This is a genomic window from Sphingosinicella xenopeptidilytica, from assembly GCF_042676985.1.
Classification (GTDB): domain Bacteria; phylum Pseudomonadota; class Alphaproteobacteria; order Sphingomonadales; family Sphingomonadaceae; genus Sphingosinicella; species Sphingosinicella xenopeptidilytica.
In genome coordinates, this window is sequence record NZ_JBHTIK010000002.1 from 184,125 (window position 1) to 198,235 (window position 14,111).

Sequence of the window (14,111 nt, forward strand, 5' to 3'; positions counted from 1 at the left end):
TTGCAGGAGAGACGGCATGGCGGACGTGACGATCGTGGAGGTGGGCGCGCGCGACGGCCTTCAGAACGAGCCGGAGATCGTTTCGACCGCAGACAAGCTTGGCCTCATCACGCGCATGATCGACGCGGGCGTGCGGCGCCTGGAAGTCGCGAGCTTCGTCAATCCCAAGCGCGTGCCGCAGATGGCGGATGCGGAAGCCGTGATCGCGGGCCTGCCCGATCGCCGCGACGTCTCCTACATCGGGCTCTGCCTCAACAAGCGCGGCGTGCTGCGCGCCATTGAAAGCCGCGAGGGCAACAAGCGCGGCGTTGACGAGGCGGGCTGCGTACTGGTCGCCTCGAATACATTCGGCGAGCGCAATCAGGGCCAGACGATCGATCAGGGAATCGCTGAAAACCGCGAAATGCTGCGGCTGGCGCGCGAAAACGGCCTCGTCGCGCAGGTGACGATATCGGCGGCGTTCGGCTGCCCCTTCGAAGGCTACGTGCCGCCCGAAACCGTAGTGCGCTGCGCCGAGGCAATGGCCGAGGCGGGCGCCGAGGAGATCGCGCTTGCCGACACGATCGGCGTCGGCGTGCCCGCGCAGGTGACGGACCTGTTCGGCCGCGTGCGCGCCGCCGTGGGAGACGGCGTTCGCCTGCGCGCCCACTTCCACAACACGCGCGGCACCGGCATCGCGAACGCATGGGCTGCCTATGCGGCGGGCGTGAACGTGCTCGATTCGTCGCTCGGCGGCCTCGGCGGCTGCCCGTTCGCGCCGAAGGCGACCGGCAACATCTCGACCGAAGACCTGCTGTTCATGCTGGATGGCTCGGGTGTTTCGACCGGCGTCGACCTCGCTGCCGCCATCGCGACGAACCACTGGTTCGAAACCGTGATGGGCAAGGCGCTGCCCTCGATGGTGGCGAAGGCAGGACCGCCGACGGGCGCTTATCCCGCCGCCAACTACTGCGTCTGAATCTCGTCGCGGTCGAGATCTGAGCCCAGCAGCGGGTTCTTCAGCGAATAGACGAGCATGGCGGCGAGAAGCACTGCGCTCAGCAGGTAGGGCAGCGGCTGCCAGATCTGGTAGAGCGCGATGCCGATCGTGGGCGCGATGATGAACGCCGCGCCGTTCACGGCGGTGATCGCGCCCGCCGCGCCGCCCTGATCCTCCAGCCCCACGGCGAGCGATGCCCCTGCGCTGAACCCCGGCCGCGCGAAGCCGTAGCCGAGCGAGGCGATGGCGAACGACAGCACGATCCCGTAGAAATCGGCCGAAACCGCAAGCAGGATCGAACCCACGGCGGCAAGGCCAGCGCCCCAGCGCAGCAGCAGCTTAGGCCCCAGATGGAACATCGGGATGAGCGCCCACTGCGCGAGCAGCGTTGCGGCGGCCGCCGCCATCAGCGTGATGCCGATGAAGGTCTGCGCTTCGATGGGTGGCAGGCCCAGCCGGTCGATGATGAAGAAGCCGAGCGACTGGCCGCTCGCCGCCTGCGCGTTGCCGATGGCGAGCCCGTAGATCGAAAAGGGCAGGATGCGCGGATCGCGCCACGAAAGGCGATGGTGTGTCCGCGTCCGCGCGCCATGCGTGCTGCGCGGGCCGGTCGCGACGGTCGGCTCGAGGTTGGCGATCGGCCGTTCCTCGCCCGCGCTTGGCGCATCGGCGGGCAGGCGGCGCGAAACCATGACGAGCGTGACGAGCGCGAAGGCCGCGAAGGCGAACATCGGCCCCGAAAGCGTGACGTAAGGCAGCACGAAGAACGGTGCCACCGCTGGCCCCACGATTGTACCGAGTCCGAACGCGGACGCGAGCACGGAGAGCGCCCGCGTGCGCTCCGAGGGGCTGGTCCGCGAGGCGACATAGGCCTGTGCCGCCGGGTTGGAGGCCGAACCGAACAGGCCGAACAGCGAACGCGCGACGGCGAAGATGATGAACACGGCGATCGGCGCGATCAGGTGCTTGAGCCCAGCGAGGATCACGAACGCGCAGATCAGCTTGGAGACGAAATAGCCGCCGAGTCCCAATAGAATCAGCGCCTTGCGGCCGTAGCGGTCCGAAGCATCGGCCCAGCGCGGCGCGGCGAAGGTCCACATCAGCGCCGAAAACGAGAAGATCGTCGCCACCAGCAGGTCGGGGATGCCGATTTCGCGCCCGATCGTGGGCAGCACCGATTGCAGCGCCGTGTTGCCTGCCGCTACGACGAAGAGCACGAGGAACAGCAGCGAGAAATCGCCACGCAGGCTGCTTGCCGGGTTCATGCGGTAACCGCTTTCCGCCGGCCCGACCATGCCGTCATCAGGCAGGCGCCCGCCACGATCGCGCCGCCGAGGACGACCTGCGGCCGCACGCCTTCGTCGAACAGCCACCACCCGAACAGTGCCCCCCAGCCGAGCGCTGTATATTCGAGAACCACGAGTTTCTGCGCCTCGGCGCGTGCATAGGCATAGGCAAGGAGCAGGATGCCGCCCGTGCCGAGCGCACCCATCAGCGCGAACAGCGGGAGCGCGCCGGGCGCAGGCAGTGGCGCGGCGAACAGCGCGAAGGGTGCCGTATAGAGCGCCGGGAAGGCGGCGGCGAGGAGGCTGATGACCTGCGGATCGTCGCGCATCGCCCGCTGTCTGAGCAAAACGACGGAGAGTGCATAGAGCACCGCCGATACGAATACGGCGGCCACCCCTTCGGTGCGGTTGGGTGTCGGCACCGGGACATGGCCGGTTACCGTCACCAGAACGCCGCCGAACCCCACGAGGCACGCCGCCACATTGATCGCGCGCATCCGCTCGCCGAGCAGAGCGCGCGCAAACAGCGGGACGAGCAGCGGCGCGATGAAGGAGATCGCGATCGCTTCGGCGATCGGGATCGCCCAGAGCCCGTAGAAGAACAGGTAGGCCGCGGCGGCGATCACGAGCCCGCGCACGGCATGGCCCCGCAAAGTCTCGCGCGAGAACGCGATCTTGCCGAAGCGCAGCAGCGGCAGCGCAAGCAGTGTGCCCGCGAAATAGCGCATGAAGGTGACGGTGATGATGGCGTGCGTCTGCGCGCCGAGCTTGATCGCGGCGTCCATCGCGCAGAGCAGCGCGATCGCCAGAAAGGCGAGCAGCATCGGCGGGGCGGAGGACGGGCGCATGTCCCCGCTGCTTGCCGAGGCGCGGCCGGTGGTGTCAATCCGCGCGAAGTGGGAGGGCGGCTATTTTTGGGGCTTCGGCGGGCAGCGCGTCTTGTCGCCGTTCACGCAGGCCTGCCAGTCGGCGATCTCGCGCTGGCGCTGATCATAAGCGGCGCGCGCGGCCTCGTACTCGGCCTGTGCCCTTGCGGTGCTCTCGACCGCAGCCTGATGCTCGCGCATCTGCGCCTGATATGCGGCCTGCGCAGCGGCATACCCCGCATCGGTGGCATCCGTGCGCGCTTTCACCTCCGCGTTCAGCCGCTTGCGGGCGCTGATCGCGGCGGCATCGTCGGGCGCGGCGCCTTCATCCACGGCCGGGAGTGGGGCGGCGGGCACCGGTTCCGGTACGGCCACCGGCTGCAGCACCTGCGCGGCCATCAGGAGCGCGGCATGGAGCAGGATCATCGTTCTTCCTTTCGGATCAGCAGCGGCACCCCGTCCGTTCGGCCAGTTGTTGCCGGAAATGCCGTTTATCATCACCTGAACGCTTCTACCTTCAACAATTTCAGCGTAGTTATGTTTCTCAATCACACTGTGGGACGGGCCCTTGCTGCGTACGCGGCGCGCATCGGGGTCGAAACAGGGAACGCCGCGGGGGAAACTGCTGATGGGCAAAATTCTTGAAAATCTGCATCTTACGCTGGGTCTGGGGCTGGTCCTCGCGATCGCTCTGATCTTCGGGCTGCATGGCGATTTCGCCGCCAACGGCGCACTTTTCGGGCAGACTGTGCTGCGCTGGCTGCACGTGTTCGCGGGCATCACCTGGATCGGGCTGCTCTACTACTTCAATTTCGTCCAGATCCCCACGATGCCGGCGATTCCGGCCGAACAGAAGCCGGCGGTGAGCAAGCACATCGCCCCCAAGGCGCTGTTCTTCTTTCGCTGGGGCGCGGCGTTCACGGTGCTGTTCGGCCTGCTTCTGGCCGGCCACCTCGGCTACCTCGTCGAGGCGCTGACGCTGCAGTCACCGTTCCGCCTGATCGGCATCGGCATGTGGCTGGCGCTGATCATGGCGTTCAACGTCTGGTTCATCATCTGGCCGAACCAGAAGAAGGCGCTCGGTATCGTACCGGCGGAAGACGCGGCGAAGGCCAAGGCTGCCCGCGTTGCGATGCTGACGAGCCGCACCAACACGGTGCTCTCGATCCCGATGCTCTATGCGATGGCGGCCTACCAGTCCTGGCCGATCTAAGCCAAGCGCGCGGCGCAAGGCCACGTGAGCGGGGGCGGTCCTTTGGGGCCGCCCCTTTTCGTTCGAGCAGCGTGGCTTAGAGAATATTTACCTTATCCTGCGAGTGTCTCCCGAGCCTCGCGCACCGGTCCGCGCGGGGGCACGGAGTATTCGGATTGTTCGAAACACAGCTGCGCATCCGTTCGCTTGTCTATGCTGGCGCGGCCTCTGCCGTGATCGCCTTGCTGGTGTTCGCCTACAGTCTTGGCTGGCCGCCGAGCCTGCCGTCGGCAGGTTCGCTGCTCGTTCTGGCCGGTGTCGTGATCGCCAGTGCCGCGGCTGTCTTCGCGGCGGTGCATTATACGATGGCGCCGGTCGTGATCGCGGTCGAGAAGATCACCGATTTCGTGCGCCCGCGCCGCGACGGCGACGTTCCACCGCCGATCCCGCGGACCGTGCGCCGCACGCTCCCGAAGCTGACGGCGGCGATCGAGCTGTTCAAGAAGCGCATCCAGACCAATATCGACACGATCCAGCAGACCGCGCTGCAGGATCCCGTCACCGATCTTCCCAATCGCCTCAGCTTCCGCCGCACCGTCGAGCGCCACCTGCGCAGCATGGCGCGCCGTGAGGGTGCGAAGAGCGCGATCCTGTTCATCGATCTTGATCGCTTCAAGTCGGTGAACGACAGCCTCGGCCACGCGCAGGGCGATGTGCTGCTGGCGATGTTCGCGGCACGGATGCGCGTGCTGCTTTCCGCCGAATCGAATCGCCGCGGGCCGGGCTGCGGCGAGGCCGTGCTGGCGCGTCTCGCCGGTGATGAGTTCACCGTCCTCCTCCCCGATGTGGCGGGTCCCGCCGATGCCACCAAGCTCGCGCGGCAGATCCTGCGCGCCATGCAGGAACCCTTCGAGTTCGCGGGCCAGTCGATCGTGATCGGCGCCAGCATCGGCATCTGCATCGCGCCCGACGACGGCGAGACCTACGAGACGCTCACCCGCAACGCCGACACGGCGATGTATTACGCGAAGGACAGCGGACGGAATCAGTATCACCTGTTCGAGGCCGCGATGCACGAGCGCGTGCGCGATCGGCTGCAGCTCGAATCGATGCTGCGCGCGGCGATCGCGGGCGGGCAGTTCGAGCTGCACATGCAGCCGCAGATCAATGCGGAAAGCGGCCAGCTCGTCTCGGCGGAGGCGCTCATCCGCTGGCGCCACCCGGACAAGACGCTGCGCGCCCCGGCTTCGTTCATCGATATCGCCGAAGATAGCGGCCTCATTGTCGATGTGGGCCGCTGGGTGATCGCGGAAGCCGCGCGGATCGTCGGCGAATGGCACGCCCGCGGCGACAAGCTCAAGCTCAGCGTCAACGTCTCGCCGCAGCAGGTAGAGCGCACCGATTTCGTGCGACATGTCCGCGCGTGCATCGAAGCGTCGTCGGCACCGCCCGAGATGCTGGAAATCGAGATCACCGAATCAACGGTGATGTCGTCCGATCCGGTGATCGTCGATCGCCTCGCCGAAGTGCGTGGGCTCGGCATCAGCATCGCCATCGATGATTTCGGCACGGGCTATTCGAACCTCGCGCGTTTGAAGGATCTGCCGATCGACCGCCTTAAGATCGATCGTTCTCTCGTGAAGGACGTCGCCACCAGCGCGGATTCGCGCACGATCATTCAGGCGATCGTCAGCCTTGCCGGCGGGCTCGGCTACGAGTGCGTCGCCGAAGGCGTCGAAAGCGAGATCCAGGCCGATATCCTCAGCGTCATCGGCTGTGAAATCCTGCAGGGCTACTGGATTTCGAAGCCGATCCCGCTCGCCGAATTCGAAACCTGGCGCGACGCGCATGAGCCGGAGCATCTCGGAGCGGCGCTTTGACCAATGCGAAGGCGCGCTCGGGCTTCAGGGCACGTCTTGAGCGTCTGCCCTTCCGTGTAAAACTTGCGGCAGCGGTTCTGTTCGCGTGTACGGTGGCGCTCGCGCTCGCGAGCTCGGTGTTCGCCTATCTCCAGTATCAAACCGTCGTCGCGGCCACCTACAAGATCCAGGAACTGACCACGCAGGGCGTCGCCAGTATCGCGGCGGGGCCGATCCTCGCAGGAGATACGGACGAGACGCTGCGCGTGCTGCGCCAGCTCGATTCGGTGGAGGTGATCCGGCAGGTGCGCGTCCGCGACGTGTCGGGCAAGGATATCATCACGCTGAAGCGCACGGCGGCTGACCCCACGGGGCGAAGGGCGGTCTCTTCGGCGCCGATCGTCGCGAAGGGCAAGATGCTCGGTTCGATTGAGATCACCACGGTCCAGAAGTTCGAAACCAAGCCCTCGTTCGCTTATCTCTTCGCCGTCATCGGGATCATCGCCGTCGCGTTCCTCGTCTCGCTGTTTTTCGCGGCGGGGATCAGCGTGCTGCTGTTCCGGCCGCTCAAGGTGATGACGCTGGCGATGGAGCGCATCCGCGACAGCGGCGACTATGCGCAGCGCGTCGAACGTCTGGGCGACGACGAGACGCGCCGCGTCATCGATTCGCTGAACGCCATGCTCGATGAGGTGGAACGCCGCGATCACGAGCTGGCGACCGCGGCAACGGAGCTTGCCGAGGCGCGCGACGTCGCGCAGCACGCCAACGAGGCGAAGTCGCAGTTCCTTGCCAACATGAGCCACGAGCTGCGCACGCCGCTCAACGCGATCATCGGCTATGCCGACGTGTTGAGGCAGGATCTCTCCGAACAGGGCCAGACACAGCTTTCCGAAGATGCGCGCTGGATCGATGGTTCGGCGCGGCACCTGCTCAGCATGATCAACGAACTGCTCGATATGGCGAAGATCGAAGCGGGCCGCATGGAGGTCGATGTCCACGAGTTCAGCGTGCAGGGCCTCCTCGAAGAGGTCCGCGCGACGCTGGAGCCTCTGGCGCAGCAGCAGGGCAACCGTCTCGAGCTGCGCATTTCGCCCGATGTCGGCATCGCCGAGCACGATTCGATGAAGCTGCGCCAATGCCTCATCAATCTCGGCGGTAATGCCTGCAAGTTCACGAAGCAGGGTCATGTCATCCTGTCGGCGCGGCCGCTCACCATCGCGCGGCGCGACTGGATCGAAATCAGCGTTTCGGATTCGGGCATCGGCATGACGTCGGAGCAGGTCGAAAAACTCTTCCAGCCGTTCGTGCAGGCGGATGCCTCGACGACGCGCCGCTTTGGCGGCACCGGCCTTGGCCTTGCCATCACTGCGCGGCTTGCCGAGCTGATGGGCGCGCGGCTTTCGGTCGATAGCCTGCCCGGCGTCGGCTCCACATTCAACCTGCGTGTGCCGCGCAAGCATCAGGAATCGCTGCGCGAATGGGACGATGCGACGGGCTCGCAAAAAGGGTCAATTAATAATCAACCAAATCCTGAGACCATGGCGGCATAAAGAACAAGACATGGGCGTATCGATGACTGTGAATGCGGGAGACAGGAACGGATGCCGAATCCTCGTCGTGGACGACGTGGAAGCGAACCGTTCGGTGGTGTGCAGGCGTCTTGAACGCCTGAATTATACGGTGGTGTCCGCGGAAAGCGGCGAGGCCGCGTTGCAGCTTATCGAAAAATCGCCGCCCGATCTCGTGCTGCTCGATTACATGATGCCGAACATGAACGGTATCGATGTGCTGCGTGAACTGCGCACCAATTCGCGCGTCAGCGAGGTGCCGGTGATCATGCTCACCGCGCGCGCGGACGCGCAGACCGTGGTCGCCTCGCTCGAAGCGGGTGCCGACGATTATGTCTCGAAGCCGATCGATTTCGACGTGCTCGCCGCGCGCATTGAGGCGCAGCTCCAGCGCCGTCAACACGCCGCCAACCTGAAGCTCGCCAACGCTAAGCTCGACGAGCGCGTCACGCGCCGCGCGATCGAGCTTTCGGAACTCGAGGAACAGCTCGAACTCGAAAGCGAGCAGCGCCGCGTCCTGCAGACCGAGGTCGAGCGCCTGATCGCCGACCGCAAGGCCGTGCTCACCGGCGGTATCAATCCCGATCTCATCGAGCCGCCGCTCCAGCGCATCGCGCAGATCGCCGACAGCCTCGCCGATCCGGGCCGCGCCGACATGCCGGTGAACCCTGCCGCAATCGCCGAGATCGCGGCACTCGCGCGTCAGGCGCTGGGCGCCGTTCGCTAGCGGAACCAGCCCTTCAAGCGCAGCCAGGCGACGACGCCAAGGCCAAGGGCCACGTTGAAAGCCACGACAGCATAGAAGGCCCACGCTTCGTCCGCGTAGGGAATTCCCGAGACGTTCATGCCGATGAGGCCCGTGATGAACGTCAGCGGCAGGAACACTGCCGAGACGATCGACAGCACGAGCGTACGGTTGCCGACCGCCTCCTGCCGAAGATCGGAAAGCTGGTCTGAAAGCACCGCCGCCTGATCGCGCACGGCATCGATCTCCTCGATGATCCGAGTCACGCTGTTCGCCGCTGCCGAAAGATTGATGCGGTCGCTCTCGTCGAAGAACCCGTAGGGCCCGCTTGCAAGCTGCGTGAGCGCGTCGCGCTGCGGCGAGATATAGCGCCGTAGCCCGATCGCGGTGCGGCGCACCTTGCCGATGCGCGGGCGCAGGTGGCTGCGACGCTCGTCGATCACGTCCTCCTCCAGCAGGTCGAGGCTTTTCGAAAGATCATCGAGCGTGTGATCGATGCGCCGGATGAGCACGTCGGCAAGCTCCACGATGAAATCGCCGGCGTCGCGCACCGCACGGTCGCGCAGCACGTGTTCCATGTCTGCGATGGCGAGCAGCGGACGAAAATTGATGCTGAGCACATGGCCCGCCGTCACCCACAGGCGGATCGAAACGAGATCGTCGGGGTCCGCGTCCGGGTTTTCGTTGACGCCGCGCAGGATGACGAGCGCACCTTCGCCGATTTTCACGGCGCGCGGCCGGGTTTCGAGTTCCAGCAGCGACCAGACCGCTGCTTCGGGGATGCCTGATCGCTTTTCCAGCCATTCGCGGCACGCGGTGTCGTTGCCGTCGATGTGGCGCCACAGCAGCGCGCACGCCGGTGCCTCGCCGGAACCGGGCGGCGTATCGATGCGCGTCGCCGTGCCGTCGGGCAGGATCGTGTAGGCGAAGCTACCGTCGGACGTCATGAAGGTCTCCGCAGGATAATGGTCAGTCCGGGGCGCGGGGCACCGGAGTCATCGCGCATGCGAACGGCGTCGCGACGGGCGCGGTCGAGCACGGCGGCGGGAATATCTTCGCCCTGCACGATCGTGTCGGCGCGCGACAGCAGGCGCAGTTGCCGGAGCGTAAGATCGTCGGGATCGTCGCTCACGAGCACGATCTCGTGGCGTTCAGCCACGTCCGTATCGCTGAGCGCGAGCGCGGCATCGATCCGCGCCGCTGTGTCGGAGACCTCGTGCAACGGATCGAGCGTCGCGCCGGGCGCGAGCAGCCGGTCCCAGAACCGCCGACGCCCCGATGCTGTCGGCCGCGCGTCCGTCACACGCTCGCGCGCGGCGCGAATGCTCCGGGCAAGAGCGCCGAGTGAGGCGGGGAGCAGGGCTTCCAGCCGTTCGCGGAGCGCCTTCGCAAGCGTCGCCGAGGCCCCGCCCGTACCGATCGCGACGAGCACAGGCGAGCGATCGACGATCGCGGGCACCGTGAAGTCGCAGAGATCGGGGCGGTCGACGACGTTCACCAGCAGCCCCTGCGCGTGCAGAACCGCAACGTCCGCGGGGCTGGCTTCGGCGGCGATGAAGGCGATGCGCGCCGTATCCGGATCGTCGGTTATGAGTCCGCCGGCGTTCTCGATCAGTCGGCGCTTCGCCTCTGCGGCTTCACCCTCGCCGACGAGCAGCACGGACATGCCCCGGAGGTTCAGGAAGACGGGAAGCTGATCCATCGGCGGCAGGAATGCCACGCCCGCGCGAGGCTGGAAAGCCTCAGAAGCTCGGCAGTTCGCTCACGTTGTCGGTGTGGATGCCGCACTCGGTCTTGTCCCAGCCGCGCCAGCGCCCGGCGCGCGGGTCTTCGCCCGGCTTCACGACGCTCGTGCACGGCTGGCAGCCGATCGAGAGATAACCTTCCGCCTCCAGCGGATGCCGCGGCAGTTCGCGCTCCGCGAAGTAGGCCTCGAGATCAGCCTTCACCCAGTCGCCGAGCGGGTTCATCTTCAGACGCCCATCCTCGATCTCGAAACGGGGAATGTTGGCGCGTGTCTGCGACTGGAACGCCTTGCGTCCCGAAATCCAGCTGTCGAGCCCCTGCTTGGCGCGCGCGAGCGGTTCCACCTTGCGGATCGCGCAGCAGCCGTCGGGGTCGTAGGACCAGCGCAGCCCGGTCGCGTCCTTCGCTTCAAGCGCGGCGGGGTCGGGCGTCACCACGTCGCGATTGGCCATCCCCAGTCTGTCCAGCAACTGCACACGGTAGCGCTCGGTTTCCGGGAACATCTTCAGCGTATCGACGAACACCACCGGCACAGTCGGATCGACGCGCGCGATGAGGTCGAGCAGCACGGCACTCTCGGTGCCGAACGATGAGACGACCGCCGTCCGCCCGAGCAGCTTTTCCGCGAACACCGCGCGCAGCATTTCAAGCGTATCGACACCCACGAAGCGCGCGTTCAGCACGTCGGCGTCCGCCTGCGTGTAGGCAGGGCGCACGTCGATGGTGTCGAGCTTGCGGGCGGCCTCAGCCATGACGCAGCGCCCACACCGGCGAACGCCCGTCCGCCGCCTTCTGATAGACATGCTCGTAGCGCGACAGCGCGCGCTCCAGCGCATCGGTATCGATGTCGGCCTCGGGCGCGAAGCTGTCGAAGCCGCAGCGGCGCATGTAGGGTATCTGGTCGACGAGCACGTCGCCCGCCGCGCGCAGCTCGCCCGTGTATCCGGCCTCGCGCAGGATGCGCGCCGCCGAATAGCCGCGCCCGTCGCGAAACTTGGGGAACGCGACCTCGATGAGCGCGAGCTGGCCGAGCTGCGGGATCAGTTTCCGCGCATCCTCGTCCGATTCCAGCCGCACGGCGGTGGCATTGGTCTGGCCGAGGAAAGCATCCAGCGTCACCGCCGGTTCTTCGTGCGCGGTGTCGTCGCGGAAGCGAAGCGCATCACCCATAAATCGCCTCCTTGAACGGGTCCATGCCGACGCGGCGGTACGTGTCGAGGAACCGCTCGCCATCGGTGCGCAGCGTGCGGTATTTTTCGATTGCGCGTTCGATCGCATCGACGACACCGTCCTCGTCGAAACCGGGGCCGGTGATGCGCCCGAGGCTCGCGTCTTCCGCGCCCGATCCGCCGAGCAGCAGCTGGTAATTCTCCGTGCCCTTGCGATCGACACCGAGGATGCCGATGTGCCCGGCGTGATGATGCCCGCAGGCATTGATGCAGCCGGAAATCTTCAGCTTCAGTTCGCCAAGATCGCGCTGCCGGTCGAGCCCTTCGAAGCGCTTCGCGATCTTCTGCGCGACCGGGATCGAGCGCGCATTCGCAAGGCTGCAATAGTCGAGCCCGGGGCAGGCGATGATGTCGCTGATAAGGTCGAGGTTCGCGCTCGCGAGATCGGCCGCCACCAGCTTCTGCCAGATCGTGTAAAGATCGGCCTTCCTCACGTGCGGCAGCACGATGTTCTGCGCGTGCGTGACGCGAAGCTCGTCGAAGCTGTACGTTTCCGCGAGGTCCGCCATCAGGTCGATCTGCGCCGAAGACGCATCGCCCGGAATCCCGCCCACCGGCTTCAGGCTGATGTTGACGATCGCATAACCCGGCTGCTTGTGCGCCTTCACGTTCTGGTCGAGCCACACCGCGAAATCGGGGTCGGAGCGATCGACCGTGTCGGCAATGCCGGTCTCGAACGCGGGCAGCGCGAACTGCGCGGCGATGCGCTCGAATTCGCCGGGAGGCGGATCGAGGCCGAGCGTCTTCACGTGCGCCCATTCTTCTTCCACCTGCCGCGCATATTCTGCTGCGCCGAGTTCATGGACGAGGATCTTGATGCGAGCCTTGTAGATGTTGTCGCGCCGCCCGTAGCGGTTGTAGACGCGCAGGCACGCTTCCAGATAGCTGAGGAAGTCGCCCGTCGGCAGGAATTCGCGGATCACCGGCGCCACCATCGGCGTGCGGCCCATGCCGCCGCCCACGAACACGCGGAAGCCGAGTTCGCCGGCGTCGTTGTTGTAAAGCTGCAGCCCGATGTCGTGCAGCTTGATCGCCGCGCGGTCTTCCTCCGCCGCGACGATGGCGATCTTGAACTTGCGCGGCAGATAGCTGAATTCCGGGTGGAAGGTGGACCACTGGCGCAGCAGCTCCGCCCACGGGCGCGGGTCCGTCACCTCGTCGGCGGCGGCACCGGCGAACTGGTCCGACGTCGTGTTGCGGATGCAATTGCCGCTCGTCTGGATCGCGTGCATCTCGACGCTCGCGAGATCGGCGAGAATGTCGGGCGCGTCCTCCAGCTTGATCCAGTTGTACTGGATGTTCTGGCGCGTGGTGAAATGGCCGTAATCGCGGTCGTACTTGCGCGCGATATGCGCGAGCATCCGCATCTGGCGGCTGCTGAGCGTCCCATAAGGCACGGCGACGCGCAGCATGTAGGCATGGAGCTGCAGATAGAGTCCGTTCATCAGCCGCAAGGGCTTGAACTGGTCCTCGCTGATCTCGCCCGCGATACGGCGCGCAACCTGATCGCGGAACTCCGCGACGCGCGTGTCGACGATCGACTGGTCGAATTCATCGTACTTGTACATCAGATCACCCAGCCTCCCGCCGTCGGGTCGGCGGGCTTGATGTTGAGGTCGGGCCGCACGGTCGGTCCGGCGGCACGGATACGGTCCTTGATATGGCCGGGGCGGGGCCCTTCGGGGGTCGCTTCTCCGTCGATCACATAAGGCGCGTTCACGCGGCGCGCGGCTTCTTCCGCGGCGGCGATCGCCTCGCCATGCCCATCGACGTCCGCGGCCTCGGCGATATGGCGAGACCAGTCGCTGCCCGTCCACCAGACGACATCGCCGGTCTTGAGATCGTTCCCCGTCAGCAGCTTCACGCCTGCATCTCCAGTTTTTTAATGTCTACGTCCGTGCCGAGCGCGGCGACCGCGCCGACGACGATAAGCGCCGGGCTCTTCACACCGTGCCGCACCACCGTGCCTTCAAGATCGGCAAGGATGCTGCGAATGACGCGCGCGCCCGGCAGCGTGCCGCGCTCGAGGATCGCGACCGGCACATCCGGCGTCAGCCCGTCGCCCATCAGCTTCTCGGCGATGGCGGCAGCGGTGGCGACGCCCATGTAGATCACAAGCGTGCGGCCCTTGCCCGCAAGCCCCGCCCAGTTCTGCTCGGTAAGGCCCTTGCACTGCCCCGCGACGAAGCTGACGATCGAGGCATGGTCGCGGTGCGTCAGCGGCATCAGCGCTTCGGCCGCCGCGCCGAGCGGTGATGAGATGCCGGGGACGACTTCCACGGGCACGCCCGCGGCCCGCGCGGCTTCCACTTCCTCGCCGCCGCGTCCGAAGATGAACGGATCGCCGCCCTTCAGGCGCACAACCGTGTTTCCCGCCTGCGCTTCGGCAACCAGCAACGCGTTGATATCATCCTGCGCCATGGTGTGGCGTGCGCGCCGTTTGGCGACGCTGATGCGGCGGGCGTCGTGCGGCGCAAGTGCCAGCACGCGCGCGTCGACGAGCCCGTCGTGCACGACGACATCGGCAAGGCCGAGCGCCCGCGCCGCGCGCAGCGTCAAAAGGTCGGGATCTCCCGGCCCGGCGCCGACAAGGATGAGTTTGCCCATGGTCATGGCGGGGTAGATGATCCTCGCACGC

At 66.2% G+C, this 14,111-nt stretch carries 15 protein-coding genes; 5 read left to right on the forward strand and 10 right to left on the reverse strand.

The annotated features are described in order from the left end of the window. The first annotated feature begins 16 nt into the window (after positions 1-16). The gene (locus ACFQ00_RS03715; protein ID WP_381486388.1) at positions 17-958 is read left to right on the forward strand and encodes a hydroxymethylglutaryl-CoA lyase; all 942 of its coding nucleotides are present in this window, start codon (positions 17-19) and stop codon (positions 956-958) included. Here ACFQ00_RS03715 and ACFQ00_RS03720 read toward each other — a convergent pair. From ACFQ00_RS03720 to ACFQ00_RS03730, 3 genes are read right to left on the reverse strand one after another with little or no spacing between them, the layout of a single operon-like run. Continuing rightward, the gene (locus tag ACFQ00_RS03720) at positions 946-2,244 is read right to left on the reverse strand and encodes an MFS transporter (protein WP_381486391.1); all 1,299 of its coding nucleotides are present in this window, start codon (positions 2,242-2,244) and stop codon (positions 946-948) included. The two genes, ACFQ00_RS03715 and ACFQ00_RS03720, sit on opposite strands and share 13 nt — an antisense overlap. Next, positions 2,241-3,113, reverse strand: coding sequence for a DMT family transporter (locus tag ACFQ00_RS03725; protein WP_381486393.1), 873 nt, complete (start codon positions 3,111-3,113; stop codon positions 2,241-2,243). The genes ACFQ00_RS03720 and ACFQ00_RS03725 overlap by 4 nt, the downstream gene beginning before the upstream one ends. A 60-nt stretch (positions 3,114-3,173) precedes the next feature. Then, positions 3,174-3,632, reverse strand: coding sequence for a hypothetical protein (locus ACFQ00_RS03730; RefSeq protein ID WP_381486396.1), 459 nt, complete (start codon positions 3,630-3,632; stop codon positions 3,174-3,176). Between the two features lie 127 nt (positions 3,633-3,759). Between ACFQ00_RS03730 and ACFQ00_RS03735 the strand changes: the two genes are divergently transcribed. The 4 genes from ACFQ00_RS03735 to ACFQ00_RS03750 all read left to right on the forward strand — a co-directional run bounded on the left by ACFQ00_RS03735 (position 3,760) and on the right by ACFQ00_RS03750 (position 8,480). Then, positions 3,760-4,344, forward strand: a complete 585-nt coding sequence (locus ACFQ00_RS03735) for a urate hydroxylase PuuD (RefSeq protein ID WP_374594809.1) — start codon at positions 3,760-3,762, stop codon at positions 4,342-4,344. Positions 4,345-4,499: 155 nt separating this feature from the next. Then, positions 4,500-6,203 (forward strand): putative bifunctional diguanylate cyclase/phosphodiesterase, encoded by a 1,704-nt coding sequence (locus tag ACFQ00_RS03740; RefSeq protein ID WP_381486400.1) that lies wholly within the window; start codon positions 4,500-4,502, stop codon positions 6,201-6,203. Continuing rightward, positions 6,200-7,735, forward strand: coding sequence for a sensor histidine kinase (locus tag ACFQ00_RS03745; RefSeq protein WP_381486403.1), 1,536 nt, complete (start codon positions 6,200-6,202; stop codon positions 7,733-7,735). The genes ACFQ00_RS03740 and ACFQ00_RS03745 overlap by 4 nt, the downstream gene beginning before the upstream one ends. A 10-nt stretch (positions 7,736-7,745) precedes the next feature. Then, the gene (locus ACFQ00_RS03750) at positions 7,746-8,480 is read left to right on the forward strand and encodes a response regulator transcription factor (protein WP_374594803.1); all 735 of its coding nucleotides are present in this window, start codon (positions 7,746-7,748) and stop codon (positions 8,478-8,480) included. On the opposite strand, the gene ACFQ00_RS03755 is transcribed toward ACFQ00_RS03750, so the two are convergent. From ACFQ00_RS03755 to cobA, 7 genes are read right to left on the reverse strand one after another with little or no spacing between them, the layout of a single operon-like run. Further along, a complete protein-coding gene (locus tag ACFQ00_RS03755; RefSeq protein WP_381486407.1) occupies positions 8,477-9,445 on the reverse strand; it encodes a zinc transporter ZntB in 969 nt (322 codons plus the stop codon). The genes ACFQ00_RS03750 and ACFQ00_RS03755 overlap by 4 nt on opposite strands. Then, on the reverse strand, positions 9,442-10,200 hold the full coding sequence (locus ACFQ00_RS03760; protein ID WP_381486410.1) for a precorrin-2 dehydrogenase/sirohydrochlorin ferrochelatase family protein: 759 nt from the start codon (positions 10,198-10,200) through the stop codon (positions 9,442-9,444). The genes ACFQ00_RS03755 and ACFQ00_RS03760 overlap by 4 nt, the downstream gene beginning before the upstream one ends. Positions 10,201-10,240: 40 nt before the next feature. Continuing rightward, complete coding sequence (locus ACFQ00_RS03765) at positions 10,241-10,996, reverse strand: phosphoadenylyl-sulfate reductase (RefSeq protein WP_381486413.1); 756 nt, start codon at positions 10,994-10,996, stop codon at positions 10,241-10,243. Continuing rightward, a complete protein-coding gene (locus ACFQ00_RS03770; protein WP_381486416.1) occupies positions 10,989-11,414 on the reverse strand; it encodes a DUF934 domain-containing protein in 426 nt (141 codons plus the stop codon). Before ACFQ00_RS03770 ends, ACFQ00_RS03765 begins: the two co-directional genes overlap by 8 nt. Then, positions 11,407-13,041 carry a nitrite/sulfite reductase gene (locus ACFQ00_RS03775; RefSeq protein ID WP_381486419.1) on the reverse strand — a complete coding sequence of 545 codons (1,635 nt, stop codon included), beginning with the start codon at positions 13,039-13,041 and terminating at the stop codon, positions 11,407-11,409. Before ACFQ00_RS03775 ends, ACFQ00_RS03770 begins: the two co-directional genes overlap by 8 nt. Beyond that, entirely contained in the window at positions 13,041-13,337 is a 297-nt protein-coding gene (locus ACFQ00_RS03780) for a DUF2849 domain-containing protein (RefSeq protein ID WP_381486422.1), read from the reverse strand. Before ACFQ00_RS03780 ends, ACFQ00_RS03775 begins: the two co-directional genes overlap by 1 nt. After that, complete coding sequence (gene cobA / locus ACFQ00_RS03785) at positions 13,334-14,086, reverse strand: uroporphyrinogen-III C-methyltransferase (protein WP_381487829.1); 753 nt, start codon at positions 14,084-14,086, stop codon at positions 13,334-13,336. The genes ACFQ00_RS03780 and cobA overlap by 4 nt, the downstream gene beginning before the upstream one ends. Positions 14,087-14,111: the final 25 nt, after the last annotated feature.

Bases quoted from the DNA above. Each gene is read 5' to 3' on its own strand.
- ACFQ00_RS03755 (WP_381486407.1), bottom strand. From the start codon at position 9,445: ATGACGTCCGACGGTAGCTTCGCCTACACGATCCTGCCCGACGGCACG.
- ACFQ00_RS03750 (WP_374594803.1), top strand. From the start codon at position 7,746: ATGGGCGTATCGATGACTGTGAATGCGGGAGACAGGAACGGATGCCGA.
- ACFQ00_RS03770 (WP_381486416.1), bottom strand. From the start codon at position 11,414: ATGGGTGATGCGCTTCGCTTCCGCGACGACACCGCGCACGAAGAACCG.
- ACFQ00_RS03760 (WP_381486410.1), bottom strand. From the start codon at position 10,200: ATGGATCAGCTTCCCGTCTTCCTGAACCTCCGGGGCATGTCCGTGCTG.
- ACFQ00_RS03720 (WP_381486391.1), bottom strand. From the start codon at position 2,244: ATGAACCCGGCAAGCAGCCTGCGTGGCGATTTCTCGCTGCTGTTCCTC.
- ACFQ00_RS03775 (WP_381486419.1), bottom strand. From the start codon at position 13,041: ATGTACAAGTACGATGAATTCGACCAGTCGATCGTCGACACGCGCGTC.
- ACFQ00_RS03765 (WP_381486413.1), bottom strand. From the start codon at position 10,996: ATGGCTGAGGCCGCCCGCAAGCTCGACACCATCGACGTGCGCCCTGCC.
- ACFQ00_RS03735 (WP_374594809.1), top strand. From the start codon at position 3,760: ATGGGCAAAATTCTTGAAAATCTGCATCTTACGCTGGGTCTGGGGCTG.
- ACFQ00_RS03725 (WP_381486393.1), bottom strand. From the start codon at position 3,113: ATGCGCCCGTCCTCCGCCCCGCCGATGCTGCTCGCCTTTCTGGCGATC.
- cobA (WP_381487829.1), bottom strand. From the start codon at position 14,086: ATGACCATGGGCAAACTCATCCTTGTCGGCGCCGGGCCGGGAGATCCC.
- ACFQ00_RS03715 (WP_381486388.1), top strand. From the start codon at position 17: ATGGCGGACGTGACGATCGTGGAGGTGGGCGCGCGCGACGGCCTTCAG.